A 25,575-nucleotide genomic window follows, 5' to 3' on the forward strand; every position below is an offset into this window, starting at 1 on the left:
CGTCGCCGGACCCGCTGCGGGCCTAGGCGATCAGCTCGATGTGCTTGGCGGTCTGCACGTCGGCGTAGCGCTGCGGGCTGCAGGTCAGGATTATCACCTGGCCGTCACCGGCGACGGCGTCGAACACCTCGGCCATCTTGGTCAACCGCTCGGTGTCGGTGAAGCCCAGCGCATCGTCGATCACCACCGGCACACTGTCCTCCCGGGCGACCAGCGCCGCCCCGGCCAGCCTCGCAACGATGCCCAACTGCTCCTTGGCACCCCCGGACAGCGATTCGTAGGGCACGGTCCGGCCGGACAGCGTGCGGTGCCCGATGCGCAGCGAGCTGTCCACGTCGACCTCGAAGGTCTCCCCGAACACGATGCGGCCCAGGCGTTCCACCTCGCCGCGGAACGGGTCGACATAGCGCTGGCGCATCGCGTCGCGGTGCCTGCCCATCACCGACCTGAGCAACTGGGCCGCCCGCGCACGGCGCTGCACCCGTTCGAACTCGGCCGCCGCGCGCTCCCGTTCGGTCTCGGCGGCATCGAGACGGCCCTTGCGCCCCTCGGTGCCGTACACCTTCAGCTGCGCGGAAACCTCCCGCAGCGCCTCGGTCAGCTCACCCTGTCGCGCCGCGACCGCCGCGGCGTCGCGCTCGGCCGCGGCGAGCGCCGCCGCGACGGCCTCGGGTTCGTGCCGTGCCAACTCGGCGCCCAACCGGGCCACCACGGCCTCGGCGGCGGTCACCGCATCGGCGTCGGCCTCGGCCCGCACCGCCAGCTCGTCGTCTCCGGTGACGGCCCGGTGTTCGGCCAGTCGTGCGCCCGCAGCGGCGAGCTCGGCCTGGGCGGCCTGCAGCTTCTCCAGCAGCCGCGCCGCACGCAGGCCCCGGGCGGCCAGCAGTTTGCCTGCCTCCTCGGCGACCTTGCGATGGGTCTCGCAGTCGCCGATGGCCTGCTGGTGCGCGGCGGTGGCCTCGACGAGCTCCCTCCGCTGCGCCGCCGGGTCCAGCGACCCGTCAGCCTCGAAAAGCCCTTCCTCAGCGGGCATCCGGGACCGCAACGTGACAAGGCGGGACCGCAACTCGTCGATGGAGTCGTCGGCGGTCAGCGCCTCCAGGATCGCCCGCACCTGCTGCCGGGCGGCCCGCAGATCGCGTCGGCGCCGGTCCAGTGCGCGCGCGGCGTCGACGTCCTCGACCCCGGCCTGGCTCAGCGCCTCGGCCAGCTTGGCCGTCGCCGCGTCGAGCACCGTCTGGGTGGCCGCCGCGGACGCCCCCGGCACCACCTGCACCGTCAGCACACCCGGCAGGTCGATCCCGGTCGCGGTGCCCGTCGCGGCCGTCCAGGCTTCGCCCGCCGCCAGGCAGACGTGCTGGCCGTCGATGCTGAGCTCGACGTCGGCGGCGGCGGTGATCTCGATGTGCGCCGAGGTCTGCTCGACGGCGGCGGTGGCCCGGTCGACGGCGGCCGCGGCGCTCTCGATGCCGGCCAGCATCGCGTCGGTGAGCGTGATCGCCGACAGATCGTTCTGCGCGGTCGCAAGCTCTCGTTCGTGCCGCTCGATCGCCGCGATCCGGGTGGTGAGGCGGTCCACGTCCTCACGGTCGGCCAGCCGCTGCACCGCGCCGCGGGCGGTGTCGACCCGTTCCTGGGCGGTGCTGACCGCGGTGCGTGCCTGCTCGGCGGCCTCTTCCGCGGCCACCTGCATTTCCTTGGCGATGTCCAGTTCGGCTGCAGCAGCGTCGGATCCGGCCTGCAGGACCGAGACCGAGGCGGTGCGTTCGTCGATCTCGGCGCGGGCGCGGCGCCGCTCGGTCAGCGCCGCGGCAGACGCGGTGTGCGCGGAACGCGCCGCCTCTGCGCGCACCGTCGCCTGGTCGAACTCGCCGCGCAGCACCGCGACAGCCTGGGCTGCGTCCCGCGCGGCGGCGAGTCGCTGTGCGGCAGCGGCACATTCACCCTCGAGGCGGGCCAGCTCGCCGGTGAGCCCGGCGTGGGTGCGCACCGCGTCGTCCACCTCGGCCATCGCCGCGGCGCAGCGCGCCACGTCCTCGTCGGCTGCGCGTAGCCGCGTCGTGGCCGCCGCCCATTCACCCGTGGGGCGGCCGGTGGTGGTGAAGTAGCGCCGGAACTCCTCCTCCACCCGGTCGATGAGCAGCGTCTCCATGTTCCCCGCGGCGGCCGCAGGCGCGTCGTCGACCTCACCGGCCACCACGTCCAGTGCCCGGGACAGCGCGTTGCAGCCCGACAGTTCCACCGCGGAGGTCGGTGCCGACTGCAGCACCCGCTGCGCCTGCCACAGGTCCAGGTCCACGGACTCGGCCAGAATCGCGCGCACCCGTTCGTGTGCCTCGTCGCCGGTGAGCTGTTCGCGCCGCGGGCTCAGCACGGTCAGCTCCGTCTCCGGGCGCTTGTGGAAGCGCTTGCGGTACACGAAACGGTAGGGGCCGGCGGAGATCTCGGCCGTCACCTCCGCGCCGACGTCGGCGTGGGTCGGCTTGACCTGCTTGACCTCTTTCCTGCTGGAGCGGTCCTTGGACTCCAGCAACAGGTCGAGCGCCTCGAGCATCGAGGACTTGCCCACCTCGTTCGGGCCGCTGACCACGACCACCCCGCGATCGGGGAACTCGATGTCGCGGTGGGTGATTCCGCGGTAGTTCGTCAGGACCAGTCGGTGCAGCTTCACGCCGCGCCCCTTTCGGTGAGACGCAGCAGCAGCGCCAGCGCGGCGCGGGCGTCCTCGGCGTCGTTGCCGGTCGACCGCGCGGTGGCCACCAGCTCGTCCACCGCGGCGGCCGCGAAGCCACCGATCCCGAGGTCGTCGAACTCTCCGTCGGCGGGCATCACCGCCAAGTCGGTCTGCTTGTCCCACGGCACCAGCGCCGCGAACAACCGCGCGTAGCGGTCCAGGCAGGCGTCGAGCGCGGCCCGGTCGGTGACCGTGAGCGACCCGGTCAGCCCCAGCCGGATCACCGTGTGCTCCTTGTCGGGCATCTGGTCGAGGTTGATGTCGAGGTCGGCGACGTCGCGGCTGTCGTCCACCGAGTGCTTCAGCGACATGAAGCGCCAGGTGCCGACCCGGCGCGCATCGACCTGCACCGGCCGACCCGGCAACGCTTCGTCGATGTCGACGACGAGCACGTGCCCGGGGTCGGGTTCGATGTCGTCGTAGTTGGTGACCTCGGGCGAGCCCGAGTACCAGACCCGGCCGGTGGCGCCGACACTCATCCGGGAGTGCTTGTCGCCCAGCGCGACATAGTGGACGGCGCCGCGGCTGATCGCGGCCTCGACGGCGGCGAGCCCGATCAGCGACGGCCGGTCCTTGTCCGGCACCAGGATGTCGACGGCGCCGTGACCGACGACGACACGCGTCACCCCCGGCTCTGCCGGCAGTTCGTCGAGGACCCGCCCCACCAGGTCGGTGGTAGGTGCCTTGGAGAACCATGGCGCGGCCACCAGCTCCAGCCCGGGACGGACCTCGTGCACGCCCGGCCGGTCGAGCACCACGACGTTGTCGGGCTTCTCGGAGGTGAACAGCGCGCTGGTGTACACCGACGACGCATCCAGCGGATCGTGGTTGCCCGGCAGCAGGTAGACCGGCACCGTGATGGCGCGCATGGCCTCCAGCGCGGTGCTGACCTCGCGCGGGGCCAACTGGTTGTGCTCGAACACGTCTCCGGCGACCACGACGAACTCCGCGCCCACCTCGGCAGCCAGGGACCCGAGCGTGCTGACCGCGCTGCGCCGGGACGCCGAATACCGTGGCTGCGCATCGCCGTTGAGGTAGTGACGGGTCATCCCCAGCTGCCAGTCAGCAGTGTGCAGAAATCGCATGTCGCCCCGCCCCCTTTGCGTCGTCGCCGGCTGTGTTTCTCATGGCATGGCTACTGTAGGGCCGGCCCCCGACAAGTCCGTGGACGCGCACCGGCATGGCCTACGGTTGTCGGATGAGTCACCGTCATCGCACCCTCGTGCTGCTCCGCCACGCCAAGTCGGACTATCCCGACGGAGTCGTCGACCACGACCGGCCGCTGGCCGAGCGCGGGGTCCGGGAGGCCGCGCTGGCCGGTGAATGGATCAGGGCGAACGTCGGCGACGTGGACGCGGTGCTGTGTTCGACGGCGACGCGGACCCGGCAGACGCTGGAACGCACTGGCATCACCGCACCGGTGGAGTTCGTCGACCGCCTCTACGACGCGACGCCCGGCGTGGTGATCGAGGAGATCAACGCCGTACCGACCCGGTTTCCCGGCGACGTGTCGACCCTGCTGGTCATCGGGCACGAGCCGGTGATGTCGTCGCTGGCCCTGGGGCTGGCCGCCGACCCGGACACCGAGGCCGACAACCGTGCCTACCAGCAGGTCTCGGCGAAGTTCCCGACCTCGGCGATCGCGGTGCTGCACACCACCGCACCGTGGGACCGGCTCGCGCTGCGCGGTGCCCGGCTCGTCGACTTCCACGTCCCGCGCTGACGCGGGGCCGCTCAGGCCCTGGTGGCCAGCGTCAGTTCCATCAGCTTGATCGCCATCCCGCACGCGTCCATCCCCGGCGTCTGGGGGTTGACCCACCAGCCGACGACGCCGGCGGCGTCACTGGCGACACCGCAAGCGCCGTTGGGATCGTTGGGCCGCATGACGATTGACGAGATGCCCGCGACCGACCGATTCTCGATCTGATACTGCAACTGCTCGGCCACCTCGCGCTCGTTGTCGAGGCTGCCGGTCTCGAACCAGAAGCGGGTGATGTCGACCAGCCCGGCCGGGTTTGCGGCCTGCCAACGGCAGATCGCGCCGACGAACGTGCTCTGGATGTCCAGCGGGTCGGCGCCCACCGTCTCGGCGAGGATGTCCTCGGTGAGGACCTCGCACTCCTTGAGCAGGTTCGGGTACTTGCGCTCGGAGTTGTCGTTCCGGGGCACGGTGCCGGTGCCGGACCTGGCGGCGGTGCCCTCGACGGTCTGCGTGCAACCGGTCAGCACCACCAGCCCGGCCAGCGCGGCGACCATCCCGGAGAGCAGGCGGCGGGTCATTTGGAGTTCACGATCGACTGGCGGGTGAGTTCCTTGGCGACCTCACACGCATCCGGATAGGGCGGCTGGGCGTAGCTGATCGACCACTCGATGAAGTCGTCGTCGAACTGGATGCCGACCTCACACAGGTTCACGCCGATCTTCGGGTCGGGGTCCTCGTTGATCCCGATGAAGCCGTCGTAGCCCTCGATGTTGATGTCTTCCACGCTGGTCCGGGACAACTCCATGGTCTTGCGCTCCCGACCGATCGGGCTCCCGCGGAACCACGAGAACGAGAAGTGCGGCCCCAGGATCGACCCGCCGGAGAGCCACTGACACCCGACCGACGTCTTGGCGGTGTTCACCAGCCCCGGCACCTTGGTCTGCTTGGTGATCTCCTCGTCGCTGATGCCGCCGCATTCGGGGAAGAACGGCCCGTGCGACACGGTCTCCTGCACCGGCGCCTCGCTCGACGGCACGGTCGGGCCCTGCGGCTCGGAGTCCGAGCAGCCGGCGACCACCGGCAGGATTGCCACAGCAGCAACGGCCAGCCCCCGGCGTACGCGAGGAGCAATAACCGACACCGCAGGCCGACGCTGTCCGCGGAAGCTGGAGTTCACGCCATGCACTGTAGCGGCACCCATCACCCCCAACCACCGGCAGGCCGATTGACCTGCCCATTTATCGGATTCTCAGGCGCGGCAGCGGCTCGCCCGGCACGGCGGGCACCCGAGGATGTGCGACAGTAGCGGGATGCTCTGGGGGCTGCTCCGCCGGTACGCACGGCCCTACCGCAGGCTGCTGACGATCGTCGCGGCGCTTCAGGTGGTCAGCACGCTGGCAACGCTGTATCTGCCCACGGTCAACGCAGCGATCATCGACGACGGGGTCGCCCAGGGCGACCTGCGCCGCATCGTCGAGCTCGGCGCCGTGATGCTCGCCGTGACCGCCCTACAGGTGGTGTGCGCGGTCGGCGCGGTCTACTTCGGGTCCCGCGCCAGCATGGGCGTCGGCCGCGACCTGCGCTCGACGATGTTCCACCACGTCACCGGGTTCTCCGCGGAGGAGACGGCGCGCTTCGGCGCACCGTCGCTGCTGACCCGGACCACCAACGATGTCCAGCAGATCCAATTGCTGGTCCAGCTGACGTGCACGATGCTGGTGACCGCGCCGATCATGAGCGTCGGCGGCGTCCTGATGGCCATCCATCAGGACGCGGGCCTGTCGTGGCTGCTGGCGGTCGCCGTGCCGGTGCTCGCCCTGGCGAACTACTGGATCGTGTCGCATCTGCTGCCCATCTTCCGCAGGGTGCAGGGTCAGATCGACGGCATCAACCGGGTGATGCGCGAGCAGCTCACCGGCCTGCGCGTGGTGCGCGCGTTCGCCCGGGAATCGTTTGAGCGCAACCGCTTCGCCGAAGCCAACACCGCGCTGGCGGGCAGCGTGCTGGAGGCCGGGCGCTGGCAGGCGCTGATGCTGCCGGTGACCACGCTGGTGATCAACATCTCCAGCGTGGCGTTGATCTGGTTCGGCGGCATGCGCATCGACGCAGGACAGATGCAGGTCGGATCGCTGATCGCGTTTCTGTCCTACTTCATGCAGATCCTGCTCGCGGTGCTGATGGCGACGTTCATCCTGGTCATCATCCCGAGGGCGTCGGTGTGCGCGGAGCGGATCACCGAGGTGCTCTCCACCGAGCCGGCGATCGTCAACTCCCCCACCGCGGACTCGCCCCAGTCCATCAACGGCGAGATCCGGTTCGACCACGCGACGTTCAGCTACACCGGCGCCGACCGTCCGGTGCTGCAGGACGTCTCGTTCACCGCTCGGCCCGGGACCACCACCGCCATCGTGGGGTCCACCGGCTCGGGCAAGTCGACGCTGGTGTCGCTGGTCTGCCGGCTCTACGACGTCACCGCGGGCGCGGTGTGTGTCGACGGGGTCGACGTCCGCGACCTCGATGTCGACCGCCTGTGGGACGCGATAGGGCTCGTGCCCCAACGGGGTTACCTGTTCTCCGGGACGGTCGCCGAGAACCTGCAGGTAGGGGTACGCCCCGGACATGTGGCGACCGAGGAACAGATGTGGGCGGCGCTGCGGGTCGCGTGCGCCGACGACTTCGTCGCCGCCCATCCCGACGGGCTGTCGATGCCGGTGGCCCAGGGCGGGATGAACTTCTCCGGCGGCCAGCGGCAGCGGCTGGCGATCGCCCGCGCGGTGATCCGCCGCCCAGCCGTCTACCTGTTCGACGACGCGTTCTCCGCGCTCGACGTGCACACCGACGCGCGGGTCCGCGAGCAGCTGCGCGAGGTCTCCGCGGGGGCCACGGTGATCATCGTCTCGCAACGCATCTCGACGGTGTCCGCCGCCGACCTGATCGTCGTCGTCGACGACGGCCGGGTGGTGGGCACCGGCACCCACGAACAACTGCTCGCCGACTGCCGGCCCTACCGGGAGTTCGCGGAGTCGCAGTCGATGCCGGTCGGTGAGCGATGAGCGGCCCGCTGGCGCGCCCGATGCGGATGAACGAGCCGCCCCAGATCCGGTCCCGCGACTTCAAGGCCTCGGCGATCCGGCTGCTGAGAAGGCTGACGCCTCACCGTCGGCTGACCGCGGCGGTGATGCTGCTCGGGATCGGTGGCATCGCCGTCAGCGTGGTGGGCCCCCGGATCCTCGGGCACGCCACCGATCTGCTGTTCAACGGCGTCATCGGCCGCCAGCTGCCCGCGGGCCTGACCAAGGAACAGGCGATCGAGGCCGCCCGGGAACGCGGCGACGGCACGTTCGCCGACCTGCTCTCGGGGATGAACGTCGTCCCCGGTCAGGGCGTGGACTTCGGCGCGGTGGCCCGCACGCTGGCGCTCGCACTGGGACTGTATCTGGTTGCAGCGCTGATGGTCTGGGTGCAGGCGCGGCTGCTCAACGTCGTGGTGCAGCGGACCATCATGATGCTGCGCGCAGACGTCGAGGCCAAGGTGCACCGACTGCCGCTGCGGTACTTCGACTCGCGGCAGCGCGGCGAGGTACTCAGCCGGGTCACCAACGACGTCGACAACCTGCAGCAGTCGCTGACCATGTCGATCACCCAGCTGCTGACCTCGGTGCTGACCGTGTTCGGCGTGCTGGTGATGATGCTGACGATCTCGCCGCTGCTGACCCTGCTCACCGTGGTCACCGTGCCGCTGTCGCTGTGGGTCACCCGGTCGATCGCGAAGCGGTCCCGCAAGCTGTTCGTCGCGCAGTGGACCAACACCGGCAGGCTCAACGCCCACATCGAGGAGACCTACAGCGGTTTCACCGTCGTCAAGACCTTCGGCCACCGCGCGCACGCCGAGGAGCAGTTCCGCGAACTCAACGACGACGTCTACCGGGCCAGCTTCGGCGCGCAGTTCCTGTCCGGGCTGGTCTCCCCCGCGACGATCTTCATCGGCAACCTCAGCTACGTCGCGGTCGCGGTGCTGGGCGGGGTGCAGGTGGCCACCGGTCAGATCACCCTCGGCAGTATCCAGGCCTTCATCCAGTACGTCCGCCAGTTCAATCAGCCGCTCACCCAGATCGCCGGCATGTACAACACGCTGCAGTCCGGCATCGCCAGCGCCGAGCGGGTTTTCGACCTGCTCGACGCCGAGGAGGAGAGCCCGGACCCGCCCGCGGCACTGCCCGCCGGTGGCGGTGGCCGCAGCGGCCGGGTGGAGTTCGAGCGGGTCTGGTTCGGGTACCGGCCCGACGTGCCGGTGATCGAGGACCTCTCCCTGGTCGCCGAACCCGGCACGACCGTGGCCATCGTGGGACCGACCGGCGCGGGCAAGACCACGCTGGTGAACCTGCTCATGCGGTTCTACGACGTCGACGCCGGACGCATCACCCTCGACGGGGTCGACATCGCGTCGGTGAGCCGCGAATCGCTGCGCTCCCGGATCGGGATGGTGCTGCAGGACACCTGGCTGTTCGCCGGGACCATCCACGACAACATCGCCTACGGCCGCCCCGACGCCGCCGACGCCGAGGTGCTCGAAGCGGCCAGGGCCGCATACGTCGACCGCTTCGTACAGACCCTGCCCGACGGGTACGACACCCGTATCAACGACGGCGGCACCAACATCAGCGCCGGCGAGAAACAGCTGATCACCATCGCCCGGGCGGTGCTGGCCCAACCGCGGCTGCTGATCCTCGACGAGGCCACCAGCTCGGTGGACACCCGCACCGAGGTGTTGATCCAGCGGGCGATGAGCCGGCTGCGCCAGGACCGCACGAGTTTCATCATCGCCCACCGCCTTTCGACGATCCGGGACGCCGACACGATCCTGGTGATGGAGGCGGGCAGGATCGTCGAACGCGGCACCCACGACGAGCTGATGGCCCGGCACGGCGAGTACTGGACGATGGCGAGCCGCTGACATCTGAGCGGACCGCTCAATCGCATTCGCCGGACGCTCGCACAGCGCTCGGGCACCATGACGGCATGAGCCGCACCGTGCACACCTTCTGCCGGTACTGCCTCGCCGCGTGCGGGGTCGAGGTGACCGTCGACGGCAACCGCGTGGTCAAGATCTCGCCGGACAAGCAGAACCCGCACAGCTGGCGGGATTTCTGCGCCAAGGGCCGCACCGCCCATCAGGTCGTCGAGCATCCCCGCCGGATCGTGGCGCCGATGAAACGGGTGAACGGCACGTACGTCGAGGCCGGCTGGGACGAGGCGATCGGTGACATCGCCGCGCGGCTCAACGCGGTCATCGACGCCGACGGGCCCGACGCGGTCGGCGCGTACTACGGCAATCCGGCGGGCTACTCGTCGTCGAACCTGATGTTCATGAACGCGTGGCTGGACGCGGTCGGCACGTTCAACAGGTACGCGGTGGGCTCGGTCGACCAGAACGCCATGCACGTGGTGGCCGAGAAGATGTACGGCTCGGCACTGCTGGCGCCGGTCTCCGACGTCGACAACTGCGACTACTTCCTGCTGGTCGGGGCCAATCCCGCGGTGAGCGCGTGGAATTGGCTGGAATCGGTACCCGGCGGCTGGCGCCGGGCGCTCGCGCGCCAACAGCAAGGCGCCACCATCGTGGTCGTCGACCCGGTGCGCACCGAGTCCGCGGAGAAGTCCGACGTGCATCTGCCGGTGCGGCCGGGACAGGACTGGGCGCTGCTGCTGGCCATGGTCAAGGTCATCCTGGACGCCGGGCTGGAGCATCGGGGCGCGTGCGCCGAGCTGGCCGTGGGCACCGACCGGTTACGGGCGCTGGTCGCCGAAGCCGACCTCGACGACCTCGCCGCGCGCTGCGACCTGCCTCGCGATCAGATCGTCGACGTGGCAACAGCTTTCGCGACAGCACCGCGGGCGATGGTAGTGACCAGGACCGGGGTGTCGCTGCACCTGGCCGGCACGGTCGGCGAATGGCTGGGTCATGTCCTCAACGTGATCACCGGCCGCATGGACCGGCCGGGCGGACGACGGTTCGAACCCGGCTACGTCGATGCGCTGCGGCTGGCCGGACTGGCCGGCACCAAGCCGCACACCAGCCGGCTGCGGGGCCGTCCGCTGGTCGCGGGCGCGCACGCGCTGAGCGAACTGCCCGACGAGATCACCACGCCCGGGCGCGGCCAGATCCGCGCGCTGCTGATCAACAGCGGCAATCCGGTGGTCTCCGGCCCCGACGGCGCGAAGCTCGATCACGCGCTGTCACAACTGGATCTGCTGGTTGCGATCGACTTCGTGCAGCGCGAGAGCCACCGCCACGCGCACTGGCTGCTGCCCGCCGTGCACTGGCTCGAGCGTGCCGACCTGCTGGCCTTCACCAGCAACCTGCACGACGAGCCCTACCTGCACTACGGCGTGCGCGCGGTCGACGCGCCGCCGCTGGCCCGCCCGGAGTGGCGCATCTTCGTCGACCTGGCGCTGGCGATGGATCGCCCGCTGTTCGGGGCACCGGGACTGAACCGGTTTGTCAGGACGTCCAGGAGGCTGGCCCGGGTGACCGGAAGAGCCGGGCTGGAATTCAGTCCGGACTGGGTCGACCGGCTGTTGGTGGCGACCGGCCGGAAGCTCGCCGGACGGCGGATCCGGTGGTCGGATGTGCTCGCGCATCCGCACGGCTGGGTGCTCGGGCCGCGCGAGTTCGGGCACTTCCGGGACGCGTTGCGCACCCCGGACAAGCGGGCGCACGTCGCGCCGCCCGAGTTCGTCGTCCGCGCGCGCGAACTGCTCGCCGAACCGGTGCCGCAGCCGCCGCCGGACTACCCGTTCCAGCTCGGCAACCGTCGTCACCGGCACTCGATGAACTCGTGGCTCAACGAACTCCCGGATCTACACCCCGCAGGCAAGGGCAACGAGGTCGTCGTGCATCCCGACGACGCGGCCCGGCTCGGGATCGCTGACGGCGACCGCGTGACGGTCAGCTCCCCCGTCGGCGCGGTCGAACTGAGCGCCTCGGTCAGCGAGGCGACCCGTCCTGGCGTCGTCGTCATCGACCACGGCTGGGGCTCAAGGGTTTTCGACCCGCACGCCGGGGCGGTTCCGCAGTCCTACGGCGTCAACCGCAACCTGCTCGTCGACGGCGGCCCGGTGGATCCGCTGTCGCAGACCTCGGCGCTGAACTCCAGCTACGTGGCGGTCACGCCCGCCTAGAGCTGCGGACCCGCCGAGCGGAGGTCGTCGACTTCGCGCATGGCGTCGCGCAGTTGGCTCAGCCACTCGTCGGCATGGTCGCCGACCAGTCGCACCGACCACGCGAGGGCATCGGAGCGCGACCGGGCCACGCCGGCGTCGACGAGCGTGTCCAGCACCCGGCGCTCCGGCTGCCGCAGCCGCGTCATCACCGGAACCGCGAGGTGGGTGAACAGGATTCGCTCCGTGCGGGTGTCGACGGGGATGTCCACACCCCAGGCGACCTTGCGCCCGTAACGCGCCTCGGCCTCGTCGGCGATCTGCATGCGTTCGGAACGCGTCTGCTCCCGGAAGCGGGCGGCGCGGCCGGAGGCGCGGGCCTCGCTCTCGGGGTCCTCGGCGTCGGGAAGACGACCGATGACGGTGATCTCTTCGCGGTCGACGATGACCTCGGGGTCACCGGCGAACCAGGTGTCGGGCAGTCGGCCGGCGATCCAGTCGCCTGCGTCCGCCGCGTCGGGTTGATCGGCCTGCTGCCAGCCGCCGGGGCGGCCGGCCCGTCGGCCATGAGGTTGATGCCGCATGATTACATACTTACACCGTTGCAGCGGCAGCCGGGAGAGCCTTCGCCGAGAGCAGAACCCCCCGGCCCGGCCGGGCGTCGGCCCCTAGGGTGAATGGCACGAGTCACATCCGAGGAGGCGGCGATGACAGCACCCGGACCAGGCAGTTGGCAGCCCGATCCCGAGGGCCGGTTCGACTACCGATGGCATGACGGACGGCAATGGACCGACCAGGTGTCCCATCAGGGACAGCTGCATCGGGCGCCGATGGGCGGTCCGCCCCCGGCACAACCGGGCCCGCCCCAGGCACAGCCGATCGGCGGGTCCGACGGATTCGCCGGCATCAGCGGCGACCTCGTCGACGGGCGCTTCAGCGAGAAGGAAGCCGAGCCGATCGCCAACCAGAACACCAGACTGCTCCGCGTCCGGCTGGGCGAACCGTTCATGGCCAGGCAGGGCTCGATGGTGGCCTACCAGGGCAACGTCGACTTCGCCTTCGAGGGCGGCGGTGCGTCGAAGTTCCTGAAGAAGGCGCTGACCGGCGAGGGGCTGCCGCTGATGCGGTGCCACGGTCAGGGCGATGTGTTCCTCGCCGACCGGTCCTACGACGTGCACCTGCTGAACCTGACCAACTCCGGTCTGTCGATCAGCGGTAAGAACGTGCTGGCGTTCTCGTCGAGCCTGGACTGGAACATCGAGCGGGTCAGAGGCGGCAGCATGGTCGCCGGCGGGCTGTTCAACACCACGCTGCGCGGCACCGGCTGGGTCGCGCTGACCACCGACGGCCCGCCGGTGGTGCTCAACGCCGCCGAAGCCCCCACCTTCGCCGACACCAACGCCGTGGTGGCGTGGTCGGCGAACCTGCAGACCCAGCTGAAGACCAGCTTCAAGGCCGGTGCGCTGATCGGCCGCGGTTCCGGCGAGGCGATGCAGGTGTCGTTCTACGGCAACGGGTTCGTCATCGTGCAACCGTCCGAGGGCGTCCCGGTCGGCATGCCGCAGTAGGTCAGAGCTCCAGCAGCACGGTCACCGGCCCGTCGTTGACGAGCTCGACCTGCATGTCGGCGCCGAAGACGCCCGTGGCCACGTCGGCGCCGAGTTCGGCCAGGGAGGCGGCGAACGTCTCGACCAACGGCTCCGCGACCGACCCGGGCGCCGCGGCGTTCCACGTCGGCCGCCGTCCTTTGGCGGTGTTGCCGTACAGGGTGAACTGGCTGACCACCAGGACCGGCGCACCGATGTCACAGGCCGACTTCTCGTCGTCGAGAATGCGCAGCTGCCAGAGCTTTTCAGCCAGTCGCCGCGCCTTGGCCGGGTCGTCGTCGTGGGTGACACCGACGAGCGCGAGCAGCCCCTGACTCTGCGGACGGATCTCACCGACCGTCTCACCGCCGACCGTCACCCGGGCAGAACTCACCCGCTGCACGAGGATTCGCATGCGGCGAAACTACAGGGAGCCGAGGATCTCTTTCATCGTGGCGATCTCGCGCTGCTGGGTCTCGATGATCTCGTGCGCCAGGTGCACCGCGTCCTGCGATTGACCGGTGTCCACCTCGGTCTGTGCCATCGTGACCGCGCCTTCGTGGTGGGCGATCATCCCGGTCAGGAACTGCTTGCCGGCCTCGGCGCCCTCGGCCCGGCGCAGCTGCTCGAGTTGCTCCTCGGTCATCATGCCCATCGCCGCGTGCGCCGACGGGTCCCCGCCCATGTCGTGACCCTCGTGCCCGGACGCCGCCGGGGCGCCCCAGTCGCTCAGCCACTGCCGCATCGTGTCGATCTCCGGCCCCTGCGCGGCCTTGATCTGTTCGGCCAGTTCCGTCACCCGGGGATCGATGCCCTGCTTGGCCAGGATGATGTCGCTCATCACGACGGCCTGTTCGTGGTGCGGGATCATGTCGCGCGCGAACGTGGCGTCGGCCTCGTTGTGGCCGGCGTGCTCACCGTGGCCGTCTCCGGCGGCCTGCGAGGTCGTCGGGTGCTCATGGGTGCCGTGGTCGTGCTCGGCCGACTCGGTGCCGACGTCACTGCACCCGGAGAGCAGCAGCGTCAAGGTGGCGCCCACAGCGCCCGCCCCGGCCAGCAGACTGTGTTTCGACATCTCCTCAAGCTCCCTTCGTGTGACTTACATACCCTAGGGGGGTATAGTACAGACCAGCTGTCAACATCCGTGGAGAGGAGCCTGATGAGCACCACCACCATCACCGTCGAGGGTATGAGCTGCGGAGGGTGCGCCAACTCGGTGCGGGCCGAACTCACCCACATCCCCGGCGTCGTCGGGGTCGACGTGGACATCACCAACGGTACGGTGACGATCGACAGCCAGACCCCGGTCGACCCTGCGGCCGTCCGTGCGGCGGTCGAAGAGGCCGGCTACACACTGGCGGGCTGACCGTCATGGCCGCCCCGGTGAAGATCGCCGCATTCGTCGCGATGCTCGCGGCGGTGTTCGCGGTCGCACTGTGGGTGGGCCACACCGTCGGGCCGGAACCCGTACCGGCGCCCGCCCCCACGAGCGAACTTTCCCACCTCCACGAAGGTGACCATCGGTGAGCACTGTCGAACTGAACATCAGCGGGATGACCTGCGCGTCGTGTGCGGCGCGCGTCGAGAAGAAACTCAACAAGCTCGACGGGGTCACCGCGACGGTGAACTTCGCGACCGAGAAGGCCCGCGTCGAGTACGGCGACGCCGTCTCCCCCGCCGACCTCGTAGCCGCCGTGGAATCGGCCGGTTACCACGCCGCGCTGCCCGAACGCGCCCCCGAACCCACCGAGGATCCGGCCGACCCGGCCGCAGCGCTGAAGCGCCGCCTGCTGATCTGCGTCGCGCTGTCGGTCCCGGTGATCGCCATGGCGATGATCCCCGCGCTGCAGTTCACCTACTGGCAGTGGCTGTCGCTGACGCTGGCCGCGCCGGTGGTGGTGTGGGGCGCCTGGCCCTTCCACCAGGCCGCGTGGACGAACCTGCGGCACGGGGCCGCGACGATGGACACGCTGATCTCCGTCGGCACCCTCGCCGCGTTCGGCTGGTCGCTCTACGCGCTGTTCTGGGGCACCGCCGGCGTTCCGGGGATGACGCACCCGTTCGAGCTGACCATCGCCAGGATGGACGGCAGCGCCAACATCTACCTCGAAGCCGCCGCCGGCGTGACGACGTTCATCCTGGCCGGCCGCTACTTCGAGGCGCGGGCCAAACGGCAGGCCGGCGCGGCCCTGCGTGCGCTGCTGGAGATGGGCGCCCGCGAGGTCACCGTCCGCAGAGGCGGTGCGGAGCAGCGCATCCCGGTCGAGCAACTGCTGATCGGCGACGTGTTCGTGGTGCGTCCCGGCGAGAAGATCGCCACCGACGGCGTCGTGGTGGAAGGGATGTCCGCGGTCGACGCGTCGATGCTCACCGGGGAATCGGTCCCCGAGGAGGTGCAACCGGGCGATCAGGTGGTCGGGGCGACGGTGAACGTCGACGGCCGCCTGGCGGTGCGGGCCGAGCGCGTCGGCGCCGACACCCAGCTGGCCCAGATGGCCCGCCTGGTCGAGGACGCGCAGAACGGTAAGGCGCAGGCGCAGCGACTGGCCGACCGGATCTCCGGCGTCTTCGTCCCGATCGTGATCGCACTGTCGGTGGCGACCCTGGGGTTCTGGCTCGGCACCGGGCACTCGGTGGCGGCTGCGTTCACCGCCGCGGTGGCCGTGCTGATCATCGCGTGCCCCTGCGCGCTCGGGCTGGCGACGCCGACGGCGCTGATGGTGGGCACCGGCCGGGGCGCACAGCTGGGCATCCTGATCACCGGGCCCGAGGTGCTGGAGGACACCCGCCGGGTGGACACCGTGATCGTCGACAAGACCGGCACCGTGACCACCGGGAACATGACGCTGGTCGATGTGTTCGCCGCCGACGGCGAACAGCCCGACGAAGTCCTGCGGATCGCCGGGGCGGTCGAGAACCCGTCCGAGCATCCGATCGCCCGCGCCATCGCATCGGGCGCGCTGGAGAAGTTCGGTGAACTACCCGCCGTCTCGGCGTTCTCGAACCTGCGCGGTCTCGGGGTGTCCGGCGAGGTGGACGGGCGTGCGGTTCTGCTGGGCCGGACCCGGCTGCTGGCCGACCAGTCGCTCGACATCCCCGACGAGATCAACGGCGCGGTGCTGCGGGCCGAGTCCGACGGCAGGACCGCGGTCGTGGTGGGCTGGGACGGCCGGGCCCGAGGCGTGCTGATGGTCGCCGATGCAGTCAAACCGACGTCCGCCGAGGCGATCTCGCTGCTGAAGAAGTTGGGGCTGACGCCGATCATGGTGACCGGCGACAACGAGGCGGTCGCGCGCGCGGTCGCCGCCGAGGTCGGCATCGACACCGTGATCGCCGGGGTGCTGCCGCAGGACAAGGTGGAGACGGTCAAGCGACTGCAGCACGACGGCAAGGTGGTCGCGATGGTCGGCGACGGCGTCAACGACGCGGCGGCGCTGGCCCAGGCCGACCTGGGGCTGGCGATGGGCAGCGGCACCGACGTCGCCATCGAGGCCAGCGATCTGACGCTGGTCGGCAACGATCTGCGGGCGGTCCCGGACGCCATCCGGCTGTCGCGCAAGACGCTGAGCACGATCAAGGGCAACCTGTTCTGGGCGTTCGCGTACAACGTCGCGGCACTGCCGCTGGCCGCGCGGCCTGCTCAATCCGATGATCGCCGGCGCCGCAATGGCATTCAGCTCGGTGTTCGTCGTGACCAACAGTCTGCGCCTGCGCGCGTTCACCCCGTCGCGCTGATCACGGGCGCTGGTCGTAGATCGCCGCGACGATCGCGGCGGTGTCCCAGTAGAACGGCCACACCTCGGCAATGCGACCGTCGACGACGTGCAGCGTCTGCAGGATCGGGAAGCTCAGTTCGCGGTGCGTCGCCCGCGCGCGGGCGCGGACCCGGGTGCGGACCACCGCGGTCTCGGCGGTGGCCAGGAACTGCTGATCGAGCATCTCGAATTCGTCCCAGGTGGCGGCCATGGCCGCGAAGAACTCTCGCATCCCGTCGTGACCGCGCCACACGCCGCCGTAGGGCAGCGCAGTGGCCTGGCACAACACCACGTCCTCGGCGAAATAGGGTGCGAGCATGGCGAAGTCGGCGTGGCCGGGCCCGCCGGCGGCCAGATACTCGCGCTCGGCGGCGTACATGCCGCGCAGGATGTGGCTGTAATCGGTGGAGGTCTGCATACCGGGTAGACGGCGACGGGTCACCAAACGTGAGATTCGACTTCGGGCCCACTCCTCCTGGCATGGTTCGGCACCATCGGGTCGATCATCACCAGCAGCGTCCCGGCCGCGTCATCCAGATTCTCCGTCAACCCGGACTCCGGCACTCAACTGGCGTCGGCCCGCCGGATGCGGAACGCCTTCACATCGGATTTGATCCCCTTCAGGCGCTTGGCCCCGGCGAACGACCAGGTGAAGCGGTCGTCCTCGCCGATCGCGTCGCGGGTGGACTCGGCCACCAGCACCGACCCGGGACGCGCGGCGCCGGTCATCCGGGCGGCGAGGTTGACCGGACTGCCGAACCAGTCCCCCGCGCGACCGACCGCCATGCCGGTCGCGACACCGGCGCGCAACCGGGGAAACGCGTCGTCGTCCTCGGTCTCCTCGATCAGCCGCAGCATCGCCTCGAGCAGCGCCGCCGGTTCCGGGCTGACCAGCATCACCTCGTCGCCGATGGTCTTGACGAATCGCACTGGAGGCAGCGAGAATTCACGCGTCATGTCCGCCAGCCGCTGGGACAGCTGTTCCAACTCCTCCGGCGGTACCGCCTCGCCGAGGCGGGTGAAACCCACCAGGTCGGCGAACCCGATGGTCACCAGCCGCGCTCCCGGAAGATGCTGTCCCTCAGCGCGTTCGGTGGCGGTGACGGCCTCGGTCTCGATCGCGTGGCGCAGTTGCAGAAGCAGCACCTCCTGGATCATCGGCCCCAGCAACGGCGCGATGTTCCCGACGAGCGCCTCGGACGCCTTCGCCACGTCCAATTCCGTGGCGCCAGGCCTGATCACAGCGGCCAGCGCCGCAGAGCGCATCGCTTCGGCGGCCCGCGCCAACCCGTCACCGAGCAGCCGGGTGATCTGCACCAGCTCGTCGGGGTCGATGCCGGCGTCGAGGAAATCGCGGGTGAACTTCGCCGCCTCGGCGTCGGCGCGCAGGAACACCTCGGAGTCCGGGTCGTCCACGCGCGGCAGTCCCATCGCCCGCTGGATCCGTTCGAACAGCGCAAGGTCGACACCGGCTTGCACCGCCGCCTGCCGCGCCGACACGTACCGGCCGTCGTCGCCGAGGATGCGCCGCGAGGCCAGCAGCATCGGCGCGGGGTTACCGCGGATCTGGTCGACACCGACACCGCGGTCGAGCAGCCAGCGAATCAGGTCCGCACGCTCTTCGCGCGCAGCGGCGTCCAGCCCGTCGAGCAGCGCGGATGCTTCCAGATCGGCGTCGTCGCTCACCCGCCCAACCTATACGGCGGCCGCCGGTGGGATAGTCGGGCACATGACGTCTCCGACGCTGCAGAGCTTTCCGCCGCTGGCCGCCCCCGGAGCCCGAATCCTGGTCCTGGGCAATATGCCGGGTGTCGCGTCACTGCAGGCGCAGCGCTACTACGCGTATACGCGCAACGCGTTCTGGGGCATCATGGGCGAACTGTTCGGATTCGACCCCGCAGGCGATTACGACGAACGGGTGGCCGCGCTGACCGGCGCGGGTGTCGCGGTGTGGGACGTGCTCAAGCACTGCCGCCGCATCGGCAGCCTGGATTCGTCGGTCGAACCGGACAGCATGGTGGCCAACGATTTCCGGGCCTTCTACGCCGGACAACCGGCGCTGACCCACGTCTACTTCAACGGCGCCGCCGCGGAGAAGAACTACCACCGCCTCGTCGGGCGGAGCGAGAGGCTGCACTACACGCGGCTGCCGTCTACCAGCCCGGCGCAGACCATGTCCTTCGACCGCAAGCTCGAGGCATGGCGGCAGATCGCCGACGCCGTCCACCACCACTGAGCGGCGTCCACTAGCGTGGCGGCATGTCCTGCGTGTTCTGCGCCATCGTCGCCGGCCGGGCGCCCGCCATCCGGATCCACGAGGACGACGACTACCTGGCGATCCTCGACATCCGACCGTTCACCCGCGGGCACACCCTGGTGATCCCCAAGGCGCACACGGTCGATCTGACCGACACCCCGCCGCAGACCCTGGCCGGGATGGCCGCCCTCGGGCAGCGCATCGCCAAGGCCGCCAGGAGCTCGGGCCTGCACGCCGACGGCAACAACATCGCCGTCAACGACGGCAAGGCCGCCTTCCAGTCGGTGTTCCACGTCCACCTGCACGTGGTGCCGCGCCGCGACGGGGACAAGCTGTCGTTCGCGAAGGGGATGCTGCTGCGGCGCGACCCCGACCGCGAGGAGACCGCCCGGCTGTTGCGCGAGGCACTCGCGCAACTCGACGCCGCCGAGAAGGAGTGACCTCATGGGCATCGCGCAGTGGATCGAACAGAACGTCGGCACCCGGCTGCTGATGTTGCACGACAAGCTCTACCAGAGCACCGACGGGCGCATCGGACACCGCATTCCGCTGCCGGGCGTCGCCCCGTCGCTGCTGCTGCACACCGTCGGCGCCAAGACCCGCAAGAAGCGCACCAACACGCTGTCCTATTTTCCCGACGGCGGCAGCTACTACGTCGTCGCCTCCAAGGGGGGCGATCCCCGGGCGCCCGGCTGGTACCACAATCTCAAGGCCCACCCGGACGTCGAGATCAACATCGGGCCAAAGCGTTTCGCGGTGACGGCGACCCCGGTGACGGCCGACGACCCCGACTATCCGCGGCTGTGGAAGCTGGTCAACGACGGCAACTCGAACCGCTACGAGGGCTACCAGAAGCGGACTTCACGCAGGATCCCGCTCGTCCGGCTGAGCCCGAAGACCTAGAAGATCTCCTTGGCCAGCAGTTCCAGGGTGGCCTCGCGGCCGGGTGCGGTGCCGGGGTCGACCCCGCGGAACGCCGAGGCCACCGGATGCACCATCACCTCGTCCACACCGAACTTCTCGGCCAGTGCGTACACCTGGCCGGCCGCCTCGGCGGGAGCGCCGACCACGGCCTGACGCAGCCCGGCGTCGATCACGGACTGGGCGCGCGGGTCCGTGCGCTGCTCTTCGGCGTCCTCGACCAGATCGAGCGGCACCATCGGCTGCCCGGTCCGCAGCCGCGCCATCATCTGCAGGTTCGGCAGAATCAAACGCATTGCCTCGTCCCGGGTCTCGGCGACAACCGCATTGACCGTCAAGAACGTGACCGGCTCCGGAGTCAGCTCGCTGGGCCGGAAGTTCTCGCGATAGAACTGCATCGCCTCCTCGGTGCCCTGCCCGGCGAAGTGGTGGGCGAACACGTAGGGCAGACCCTTCGCGGCGGCCAGTCGCGCGGAGTACATCGACGAACCAAGGAGCCACAGCCGCGGCGTGCTCGCCGCGGCCGGCGTCGCCTTGAGGATGTAGTTGTCGCGCATCAGGTCGCGTGGCAGCGGTACCCGTACGCCTTTGCTGCTCATCAGCGCCATCACGTCGTCGAGATACTCCGGGAACGCCTCGATGTCGCGGTCGTCGCGGCCTGCCGCACCGCGCAGCGCCATCGAGGTCACCGGGTCCGAGCCGGGCGCGCGGCCGATGCCCAGGTCGATGCGCCCGGGGTGGGCCGCTTCCAGTAGCGCGAACTGTTCGGCGACGGCCAGCGGCGCGTGGTTGGGCAGCATCACCCCGCCGGAACCGAGGCGCAGCGCCGCGGTGTGCGCGGCGAGGTGGGCGATCAGCACCGGCGGGCTGGTGGCCGCGACCGAGGGCATGTTGTGGTGCTCGGCGACCCAGTAGCGGGTGTATCCCAGCCGGTCAGCGGTCTGGGCCAGCAGCGTCGAGGCGGCGATCGCATCGGAGGTGCTCTGGTCGGAGCGCACGGGAACGAGGTCGAGGACTGAGAGACGCATCAACAGTCCAACGCGCGCCGGTACGGTTCCGTTCCCCCGTCGGTCAGGGATTTTGGTGCGCACATCGTTGCTGCGGCGGTCACGCCGACAACTCGACTGCGGTGGCGAAGAGCGCGTCCATCATCGCGGGCGTGAGCCGGCCGGTGAACGTGTTCTGCTGGCTGGGGTGATAGCAGCCGAGCAGCGTGACCGCGCCGTGCGGGGTCTGCAGCTCGGCGGTCGCACCGTGGCCGAACTTCGGCGCGGGCGTGCCCGCCGAACCGCCTGCCCGCCGGATCATCGCCAGCGCGGCCTGCCAGGCGAACCCGCCCAGCGCCACGATCACGCCCACGTGCGGTCCGGTCAGCCGCCACTCGGCGTCCAGCCACGGCGCGCACGTGCTGCGCTCGGCCGGCGTCGGCGCGTTGCCCGGCGGCGCGCAGCGCACCGCGGCGGCCACCCGCACGTCGTACAGTTCGAGCCCGTCGCCGCTGTCCGTGGCCGTGGGCTGGTTGGCCAGCCCGCTGCGGTACAGCGAGCCGAACAGGAAGTCGCCGGAGCGGTCCCCGGTGAACACCCGCCCCGTCCGGTTTGCGCCGTTGGCCGCCGGCGCCAGGCCGACGATCAGGATCCGGGGTCGCGCCGCACCGAACCCCGGCGCCGGCCTGCCCCAGTAGGGCTGGTCGGCGTACGACTTGCGTTTGGTCGCCGCGACGTCCTCGCGCCACTGCACCAGTCGCGGGCACGCGCGGCAGACCGAGATGCAGGCGTCCACCTGATGGAGCGTCCTGGCCGCCTCGGCCAGCGACGTCACCTGCGCCGGGGTGTCGGCCACCGCGGTCCGCCGGGTCGCCGGATCACCTGGCCACCCGTCGCCCGGGCGCACCGGAGAGGTGAACAACTCGCCGGTCCTGGGGTGCGGGAGCCGCTGGTCTGGGGGGCGCATCATTCGTTACCGGAAAGCACCGTTCATCGTTATCACGAAACGCCGTTTCCCTGGCGGCGAGGTGGGCATTCTTCTATCACCATTGGTCGCTGAGCGTTTCGATTGGGGGGGCCATGCGGCGGGTGAAAGTAGCGTTTTTCGGAGTCTGTGTTCTGCTCACCGGCTGCGGCAGCACGATCAGTAGCGCCGAATCCACGAGTGCGCCGCGCACGATGATCCCCCGTCCGCTGGTGGAACGCGAGCTGGGCGGCCTGCTGCTCAGCCCCGAGGAGTCCGCCGCGGCGATGGGCGTGCCCGCGATGACGGTCACCGAATCGCGCACCAGCATGGACGACAACAGCGCGATCATGGCGCCGCCGGAGTGCCTGGCCATCGACGGCGCCGCCGAGTCGGTCGTCTACTCCGCCAGCGGTTACCAGGCCGAACGGGACCAGAGCCTCAACGACGGCGGGGACTGGAAGCACTACCTCAAGCAATCGGTCGTGCTGTTCCCGTATCTGGAGAAGGCCGGCGAGTTCTTCGACGCATCGGTGTCGCAGTGGCCCGCCTGCAGCGAGTACACGCACACCCAGAGTGGCAGCCGGTGGTCGGTCGGCGAGATCGTGCACGACGACCGGACGCTGCACACCGTGGCCACCCAGCAGGAGGCCGCGCCACCGGGCTGGGGCTGCGGCCGTGCGCTGATCCACCGGAACAACGTGATCGTCGACGTCAACACCTGCAGCGCCGCCCCGGGAGACTCGGCGGTGCGCGTCGCCGAGCAGATCGCCGCCAACGTCGACGCGCAGTGGTAGAGCCGAAACCGGCCGATCTGCAACAAATTCCGTGGTCCGCGGGCCGCCGCACTGCTACATTCCCGGCGATAACCCATGACGCCCACCCGAGCGCCGAGTCGACGCGGCCCGCTGTTGCTGATTCTGTTCGCCGCGTTGATGGCGGGCGCCGGCAACGGCATCTCGATCGTGGCGTTTCCGTGGCTGGTGTTGCAGCGCAACGGTTCTGCGCTCGACGCCTCGATCGTCGCGATGGCGGGCACGCTACCTCTGCTGGCCGCGACGTTGCTGGCCGGCGCCGCCGTCGACTATCTGGGCCGGCGGCGGGTGTCGATGATCTCCGACGCGCTGTCGGCGCTGTCGGTGGCGGCGGTGCCGGTGACGGCGCTGGTGTTCGGCGCGGACGCCGTCAACGTCGCCGTACTGGCCGGCCTGGCCGCGCTCGGCGCGTTCTTCGACCCCGCCGGGATGACTGCCCGCGAGACGATGCTGCCGGAGGCCGCCGTGCGCGCCGGCTGGACCCTCGACCGCGCCAACAGCGTGTTCGAGGCGATCTTCAACCTGGCCTACATCGTCGGGCCCGGCATCGGCGGTCTGTTGATCGCGACGCTCGGTGGCGTCGACACCATGTGGGTGACCGCGGGCGCGTTCGTGCTGTCGATCCTGGCGATCGGCGCGCTGCGACTGGAGGGCGCAGGCCGCCCGGACCCGACGGCGATGGCCGACGGGGTGTGGGCCGGCATCGTCGAGGGGCTGCGCTTCGTCTGGCACAGCAAGGTGCTGCGCACCCTGGCGTTCATCGACCTCGCCGCGACTGGGCTGTACATGCCGATGGAGAGCGTGCTGTTCCCGAAGTACTTCACCGACCGCGACGAGCCGGCCCAGCTGGGCTGGGTGCTGGTGGCGCTGAGCATCGGTGGCCTCGTGGGCGCGCTCGGGTACGCGGTGATGTCGAAGTACCTGTCGCGGCGCACGGTGATGCTGATCGCGGTGCTCACCCTCGGGGTGGCGATGACCGCGATCGCGTTCCTGCCGCCGCTGCCGGTGATCCTGGTGCTGTGCGCGATCGTCGGGTTCGTCTACGGACCGATCGCGCCGATCTACAACTACGTGATGCAGACCCGCGCCCCCCAACGGCTGCGCGGGCGCGTCGTCGGGGTGATGGGTTCGCTGGCCGACGCCGGCGGCCTGCACGTCACGTTTCTGGCGCTGTCGTTGCCGATGCTCGCGCTCGGTGTGGTCGCGGTGTTCCTGCCCGCGCTGCGTGACCTCGACCTGGAACCCAGACCGGACTCCGGTGCGGCCTGATGCCGCCCGCGCCGGTCCTACACTGGCGGCTGTGCAACCGCTGGACAGCCTGATCGCCGAACTGCCCGAGGGCACGGTCGTCACCGATCCCGACATCGTGGCGTCCTACCGCCAGGACCGCGCCGCCGACCCGAGCGCAGGCACGCCGCTGGCGGTCGTGCGGCCCCGGCGCACCGAAGAGGTGCAGGCGGTGCTGCGCTGGGCCGCCGGCCACCGGATCGCCGTCGTCACCCGCGGTATGGGCACCGGATTGTCCGGTGGTGCAACGGCTCTCGACGGCGGCATCGTGCTGTCGACGGAGAAGATGCGCGACATCACCGTCGACCCGGTTACCCGCACCGCGGTCGTGCAGCCCGGCCTGCTCAATGCCGAGGTGAAGAAGGCCGTCGCCGAACACGGGCTCTGGTATCCGCCCGACCCGTCGTCGTTCGAGATCTGCAGCATCGGCGGCAACATCGCCACCAACGCAGGCGGGCTGTGCTGCGTGAAGTACGGCGTGACCACCGACTACGTGCTCGGCCTCGAAGTCGTGCTCGCCGACGGCACCGCGGTGCGCCTGGGCGGTCCGCGCCTCAAGGACGTCGCGGGACTGTCGCTGACGAAACTGTTCGTCGGCAGCGAGGGCACCCTCGGCGTCGTCACCGAAGCCACGCTGAAGCTGCTGCCCGCCCAGAGCGGCGCCTGCACCGTGGTGGCGACCTTCGATTCGGTGGAGGACGCCGCTGCTGCGGTCGTCACCATCACCGGCAAGATCCGGCCGTCGATGCTGGAGTTCATGGACTCGGTGGCCATCAACGCCGTCGAGGACAAGCTGAAGATGGGGCTGGACCGGGACGCCGCCGCGATGATGGTCGCGGCGAGCGACGACCGCGGCCCGGCCGGTGCGCAGGACGCCGAATTCATGGCCCGTACGTTCACCGCGTACGGCGCGAAAGAGGTGTTCTCCACGTCGGACCCCGACGAGGGTGAGGCATTCGTGGTCGCGCGCCGCTTCGCGATACCGGCGGTGGAGGCCAAGGGCGCGCTGCTGCTGGAGGACGTCGGGGTGCCGCTGCCCGCGCTGGCCGAACTCGTCGGCGGCGTGGAGAAGATCGCGGGCGTGCACGACCTGATGATCTCGGTGATCGCGCACGCCGGGGACGGCAACACCCACCCGCTGATCGTGTTCGACCCGGCCGATGCCGCCATGGCGCAGCGCGCGCAGCAGGCGTTCGGCGAGATCATGGACCTGGCGATCAGCCTGGGCGGCACGATCACCGGTGAACACGGTGTCGGCCGCCTCAAGCGTCCCTGGCTGGCCGGTCAGCTCGGCCCCGAAGCGATGCAGCTCAACCGCCGGATCAAGCAGGCGCTCGACCCCGATGGCATCCTCAACCCCGGCGCGGGGATCTGAGCGCTCGCTACCCGGGCGGACAGCATTTGACA

At 70.1% G+C, this 25,575-nt stretch carries 24 protein-coding genes and 1 pseudogene; 14 read left to right on the forward strand and 11 right to left on the reverse strand.

What is annotated here, in order from left to right; genetic code table 11:
- Positions 1 to 22: 22 nt before the first annotated feature.
- Both C6A87_RS20310 and C6A87_RS20315 read right to left on the reverse strand, forming a co-directional pair.
- Positions 23 to 2,671: an AAA family ATPase gene (locus tag C6A87_RS20310; RefSeq protein WP_311113905.1), complete on the reverse strand. Its 2,649-nt coding sequence runs from the start codon at positions 2,669 to 2,671 to the stop codon at positions 23 to 25.
- Positions 2,668 to 3,819: an exonuclease SbcCD subunit D gene (locus C6A87_RS20315; protein ID WP_311113906.1), complete on the reverse strand. Its 1,152-nt coding sequence runs from the start codon at positions 3,817 to 3,819 to the stop codon at positions 2,668 to 2,670. The genes C6A87_RS20310 and C6A87_RS20315 overlap by 4 nt, the downstream gene beginning before the upstream one ends.
- 113 nt (positions 3,820 to 3,932) lie before the next feature.
- Between C6A87_RS20315 and C6A87_RS20320 the strand changes: the two genes are divergently transcribed.
- Positions 3,933 to 4,457 (forward strand): histidine phosphatase family protein, encoded by a 525-nt coding sequence (locus tag C6A87_RS20320; protein WP_311113907.1) that lies wholly within the window; start codon positions 3,933 to 3,935, stop codon positions 4,455 to 4,457.
- A gap of 11 nt (positions 4,458 to 4,468) precedes the next feature.
- Here the strand turns inward: C6A87_RS20320 and C6A87_RS20325 are convergent, their stop codons facing one another.
- A complete protein-coding gene (locus tag C6A87_RS20325; RefSeq protein WP_311113908.1) occupies positions 4,469 to 5,014 on the reverse strand; it encodes a DUF3558 domain-containing protein in 546 nt (181 codons plus the stop codon).
- Positions 5,011 to 5,622, reverse strand: coding sequence for a DUF3558 domain-containing protein (locus C6A87_RS20330; protein WP_311118018.1), 612 nt, complete (start codon positions 5,620 to 5,622; stop codon positions 5,011 to 5,013). The genes C6A87_RS20325 and C6A87_RS20330 overlap by 4 nt, the downstream gene beginning before the upstream one ends.
- A gap of 124 nt (positions 5,623 to 5,746) precedes the next feature.
- On the opposite strand from C6A87_RS20330, the gene C6A87_RS20335 reads away from it, so the two are divergent.
- The 3 genes from C6A87_RS20335 (at position 5,747) to C6A87_RS20345 (ending at position 11,618) form a co-directional block, all read left to right on the forward strand.
- Positions 5,747 to 7,489, forward strand: coding sequence for an ABC transporter ATP-binding protein (locus tag C6A87_RS20335; protein WP_311113909.1), 1,743 nt, complete (start codon positions 5,747 to 5,749; stop codon positions 7,487 to 7,489).
- Positions 7,486 to 9,390 carry an ABC transporter ATP-binding protein gene (locus tag C6A87_RS20340; protein ID WP_311113910.1) on the forward strand — a complete coding sequence of 635 codons (1,905 nt, stop codon included), beginning with the start codon at positions 7,486 to 7,488 and terminating at the stop codon, positions 9,388 to 9,390. The genes C6A87_RS20335 and C6A87_RS20340 overlap by 4 nt, the downstream gene beginning before the upstream one ends.
- A gap of 65 nt (positions 9,391 to 9,455) precedes the next feature.
- The gene (locus C6A87_RS20345) at positions 9,456 to 11,618 is read left to right on the forward strand and encodes a molybdopterin-dependent oxidoreductase (protein ID WP_311113911.1); all 2,163 of its coding nucleotides are present in this window, start codon (positions 9,456 to 9,458) and stop codon (positions 11,616 to 11,618) included.
- Here the strand turns inward: C6A87_RS20345 and C6A87_RS20350 are convergent.
- Positions 11,615 to 12,181, reverse strand: a complete 567-nt coding sequence (locus tag C6A87_RS20350) for a hypothetical protein (protein ID WP_311113912.1) — start codon at positions 12,179 to 12,181, stop codon at positions 11,615 to 11,617. The two genes, C6A87_RS20345 and C6A87_RS20350, sit on opposite strands and share 4 nt — an antisense overlap.
- Before the next feature lie 123 nt (positions 12,182 to 12,304).
- Here C6A87_RS20350 and C6A87_RS20355 point away from each other — a divergent pair, with 123 nt between their 5' ends.
- Positions 12,305 to 13,165: an AIM24 family protein gene (locus C6A87_RS20355; RefSeq protein WP_311113913.1), complete on the forward strand. Its 861-nt coding sequence runs from the start codon at positions 12,305 to 12,307 to the stop codon at positions 13,163 to 13,165.
- 1 nt (position 13,166) lies between these two features.
- Here the strand turns inward: C6A87_RS20355 and dtd are convergent, their stop codons facing one another.
- Positions 13,167 to 13,598 (reverse strand): D-aminoacyl-tRNA deacylase, encoded by a 432-nt coding sequence (gene dtd, locus C6A87_RS20360; RefSeq protein WP_311113914.1) that lies wholly within the window; start codon positions 13,596 to 13,598, stop codon positions 13,167 to 13,169.
- A gap of 9 nt (positions 13,599 to 13,607) precedes the next feature.
- Complete coding sequence (locus C6A87_RS20365; protein WP_311113915.1) at positions 13,608 to 14,258, reverse strand: DUF305 domain-containing protein; 651 nt, start codon at positions 14,256 to 14,258, stop codon at positions 13,608 to 13,610.
- A gap of 84 nt (positions 14,259 to 14,342) precedes the next feature.
- On the opposite strand from C6A87_RS20365, the gene C6A87_RS20370 reads away from it, so the two are divergent.
- The 3 genes and pseudogenes from C6A87_RS20370 to C6A87_RS20380 all read left to right on the forward strand — a co-directional run bounded on the left by C6A87_RS20370 (position 14,343) and on the right by C6A87_RS20380 (position 16,918).
- Entirely contained in the window at positions 14,343 to 14,549 is a 207-nt protein-coding gene (locus tag C6A87_RS20370) for a heavy metal-associated domain-containing protein (RefSeq protein ID WP_311113916.1), read from the forward strand.
- 5 nt (positions 14,550 to 14,554) lie between these two features.
- A complete protein-coding gene (locus C6A87_RS20375; RefSeq protein ID WP_311113917.1) occupies positions 14,555 to 14,710 on the forward strand; it encodes a hypothetical protein in 156 nt (51 codons plus the stop codon).
- Between the two features lie 26 nt (positions 14,711 to 14,736).
- Positions 14,737 to 16,918 (forward strand): annotated as a pseudogene (locus C6A87_RS20380) (heavy metal translocating P-type ATPase).
- On the opposite strand, the gene C6A87_RS20385 reads toward C6A87_RS20380, so the two are convergent.
- Both C6A87_RS20385 and C6A87_RS20390 read right to left on the reverse strand, forming a co-directional pair.
- A complete protein-coding gene (locus C6A87_RS20385; protein ID WP_311113918.1) occupies positions 16,919 to 17,380 on the reverse strand; it encodes a nuclear transport factor 2 family protein in 462 nt (153 codons plus the stop codon).
- A gap of 122 nt (positions 17,381 to 17,502) precedes the next feature.
- Entirely contained in the window at positions 17,503 to 18,624 is a 1,122-nt protein-coding gene (locus tag C6A87_RS20390) for an adenylate/guanylate cyclase domain-containing protein (protein ID WP_311113919.1), read from the reverse strand.
- A gap of 43 nt (positions 18,625 to 18,667) precedes the next feature.
- Between C6A87_RS20390 and C6A87_RS20395 the strand changes: the two genes are divergently transcribed.
- Genes C6A87_RS20395 through C6A87_RS20405 form a run of 3 tightly spaced genes read left to right on the forward strand, consistent with a single transcriptional unit; the run spans position 18,668 to position 20,098 of the window.
- Positions 18,668 to 19,174: a DNA-deoxyinosine glycosylase gene (locus C6A87_RS20395; protein ID WP_311113920.1), complete on the forward strand. Its 507-nt coding sequence runs from the start codon at positions 18,668 to 18,670 to the stop codon at positions 19,172 to 19,174.
- Positions 19,175 to 19,197: 23 nt separating this feature from the next.
- Positions 19,198 to 19,635, forward strand: a complete 438-nt coding sequence (locus tag C6A87_RS20400) for an HIT family protein (RefSeq protein WP_311113921.1) — start codon at positions 19,198 to 19,200, stop codon at positions 19,633 to 19,635.
- A 4-nt stretch (positions 19,636 to 19,639) separates the two neighbouring features.
- On the forward strand, positions 19,640 to 20,098 hold the full coding sequence (locus tag C6A87_RS20405) for a nitroreductase family deazaflavin-dependent oxidoreductase (RefSeq protein ID WP_311113922.1): 459 nt from the start codon (positions 19,640 to 19,642) through the stop codon (positions 20,096 to 20,098).
- On the opposite strand, the gene C6A87_RS20410 is transcribed toward C6A87_RS20405, so the two are convergent.
- Positions 20,095 to 21,144: an LLM class flavin-dependent oxidoreductase gene (locus tag C6A87_RS20410; RefSeq protein ID WP_311113923.1), complete on the reverse strand. Its 1,050-nt coding sequence runs from the start codon at positions 21,142 to 21,144 to the stop codon at positions 20,095 to 20,097. The genes C6A87_RS20405 and C6A87_RS20410 overlap by 4 nt on opposite strands.
- Positions 21,145 to 21,223: 79 nt before the next feature.
- Positions 21,224 to 22,072: a uracil-DNA glycosylase gene (locus C6A87_RS20415; RefSeq protein WP_311113924.1), complete on the reverse strand. Its 849-nt coding sequence runs from the start codon at positions 22,070 to 22,072 to the stop codon at positions 21,224 to 21,226.
- A 110-nt stretch (positions 22,073 to 22,182) separates the two neighbouring features.
- Here C6A87_RS20415 and C6A87_RS20420 point away from each other — a divergent pair, with 110 nt between their 5' ends.
- The 3 genes from C6A87_RS20420 (at position 22,183) to C6A87_RS20430 (ending at position 25,543) form a co-directional block, all read left to right on the forward strand.
- Positions 22,183 to 22,863 carry a sensor domain-containing protein gene (locus C6A87_RS20420; protein ID WP_311113925.1) on the forward strand — a complete coding sequence of 227 codons (681 nt, stop codon included), beginning with the start codon at positions 22,183 to 22,185 and terminating at the stop codon, positions 22,861 to 22,863.
- 75 nt (positions 22,864 to 22,938) lie between these two features.
- Positions 22,939 to 24,150, forward strand: a complete 1,212-nt coding sequence (locus C6A87_RS20425; RefSeq protein ID WP_311113926.1) for an MFS transporter — start codon at positions 22,939 to 22,941, stop codon at positions 24,148 to 24,150.
- A gap of 31 nt (positions 24,151 to 24,181) precedes the next feature.
- On the forward strand, positions 24,182 to 25,543 hold the full coding sequence (locus tag C6A87_RS20430; RefSeq protein WP_311113927.1) for an FAD-linked oxidase C-terminal domain-containing protein: 1,362 nt from the start codon (positions 24,182 to 24,184) through the stop codon (positions 25,541 to 25,543).
- Positions 25,544 to 25,575: the final 32 nt, after the last annotated feature.

Origin of the sequence: Mycobacterium sp. ITM-2016-00317, from assembly GCF_002968295.1 — a bacterium.
Lineage (GTDB): Bacteria > Actinomycetota > Actinomycetes > Mycobacteriales > Mycobacteriaceae > Mycobacterium.

Bases quoted from the DNA above. Each gene is read 5' to 3' on its own strand.
- C6A87_RS20315 (WP_311113906.1), bottom strand. From the start codon at position 3,819: ATGCGATTTCTGCACACTGCTGACTGGCAGCTGGGGATGACCCGTCAC.
- C6A87_RS20320 (WP_311113907.1), top strand. From the start codon at position 3,933: ATGAGTCACCGTCATCGCACCCTCGTGCTGCTCCGCCACGCCAAGTCG.
- C6A87_RS20325 (WP_311113908.1), bottom strand. From the start codon at position 5,014: ATGACCCGCCGCCTGCTCTCCGGGATGGTCGCCGCGCTGGCCGGGCTG.
- C6A87_RS20335 (WP_311113909.1), top strand. From the start codon at position 5,747: ATGCTCTGGGGGCTGCTCCGCCGGTACGCACGGCCCTACCGCAGGCTG.
- C6A87_RS20340 (WP_311113910.1), top strand. From the start codon at position 7,486: ATGAGCGGCCCGCTGGCGCGCCCGATGCGGATGAACGAGCCGCCCCAG.
- C6A87_RS20345 (WP_311113911.1), top strand. From the start codon at position 9,456: ATGAGCCGCACCGTGCACACCTTCTGCCGGTACTGCCTCGCCGCGTGC.
- C6A87_RS20350 (WP_311113912.1), bottom strand. From the start codon at position 12,181: ATGCGGCATCAACCTCATGGCCGACGGGCCGGCCGCCCCGGCGGCTGG.
- C6A87_RS20355 (WP_311113913.1), top strand. From the start codon at position 12,305: ATGACAGCACCCGGACCAGGCAGTTGGCAGCCCGATCCCGAGGGCCGG.
- dtd (WP_311113914.1), bottom strand. From the start codon at position 13,598: ATGCGAATCCTCGTGCAGCGGGTGAGTTCTGCCCGGGTGACGGTCGGC.
- C6A87_RS20365 (WP_311113915.1), bottom strand. From the start codon at position 14,258: ATGTCGAAACACAGTCTGCTGGCCGGGGCGGGCGCTGTGGGCGCCACC.
- C6A87_RS20370 (WP_311113916.1), top strand. From the start codon at position 14,343: ATGAGCACCACCACCATCACCGTCGAGGGTATGAGCTGCGGAGGGTGC.
- C6A87_RS20375 (WP_311113917.1), top strand. From the start codon at position 14,555: ATGGCCGCCCCGGTGAAGATCGCCGCATTCGTCGCGATGCTCGCGGCG.
- C6A87_RS20395 (WP_311113920.1), top strand. From the start codon at position 18,668: ATGACGTCTCCGACGCTGCAGAGCTTTCCGCCGCTGGCCGCCCCCGGA.
- C6A87_RS20400 (WP_311113921.1), top strand. From the start codon at position 19,198: ATGTCCTGCGTGTTCTGCGCCATCGTCGCCGGCCGGGCGCCCGCCATC.
- C6A87_RS20405 (WP_311113922.1), top strand. From the start codon at position 19,640: ATGGGCATCGCGCAGTGGATCGAACAGAACGTCGGCACCCGGCTGCTG.
- C6A87_RS20410 (WP_311113923.1), bottom strand. From the start codon at position 21,144: ATGCGTCTCTCAGTCCTCGACCTCGTTCCCGTGCGCTCCGACCAGAGC.
- C6A87_RS20415 (WP_311113924.1), bottom strand. From the start codon at position 22,072: ATGATGCGCCCCCCAGACCAGCGGCTCCCGCACCCCAGGACCGGCGAG.
- C6A87_RS20420 (WP_311113925.1), top strand. From the start codon at position 22,183: ATGCGGCGGGTGAAAGTAGCGTTTTTCGGAGTCTGTGTTCTGCTCACC.
- C6A87_RS20425 (WP_311113926.1), top strand. From the start codon at position 22,939: ATGACGCCCACCCGAGCGCCGAGTCGACGCGGCCCGCTGTTGCTGATT.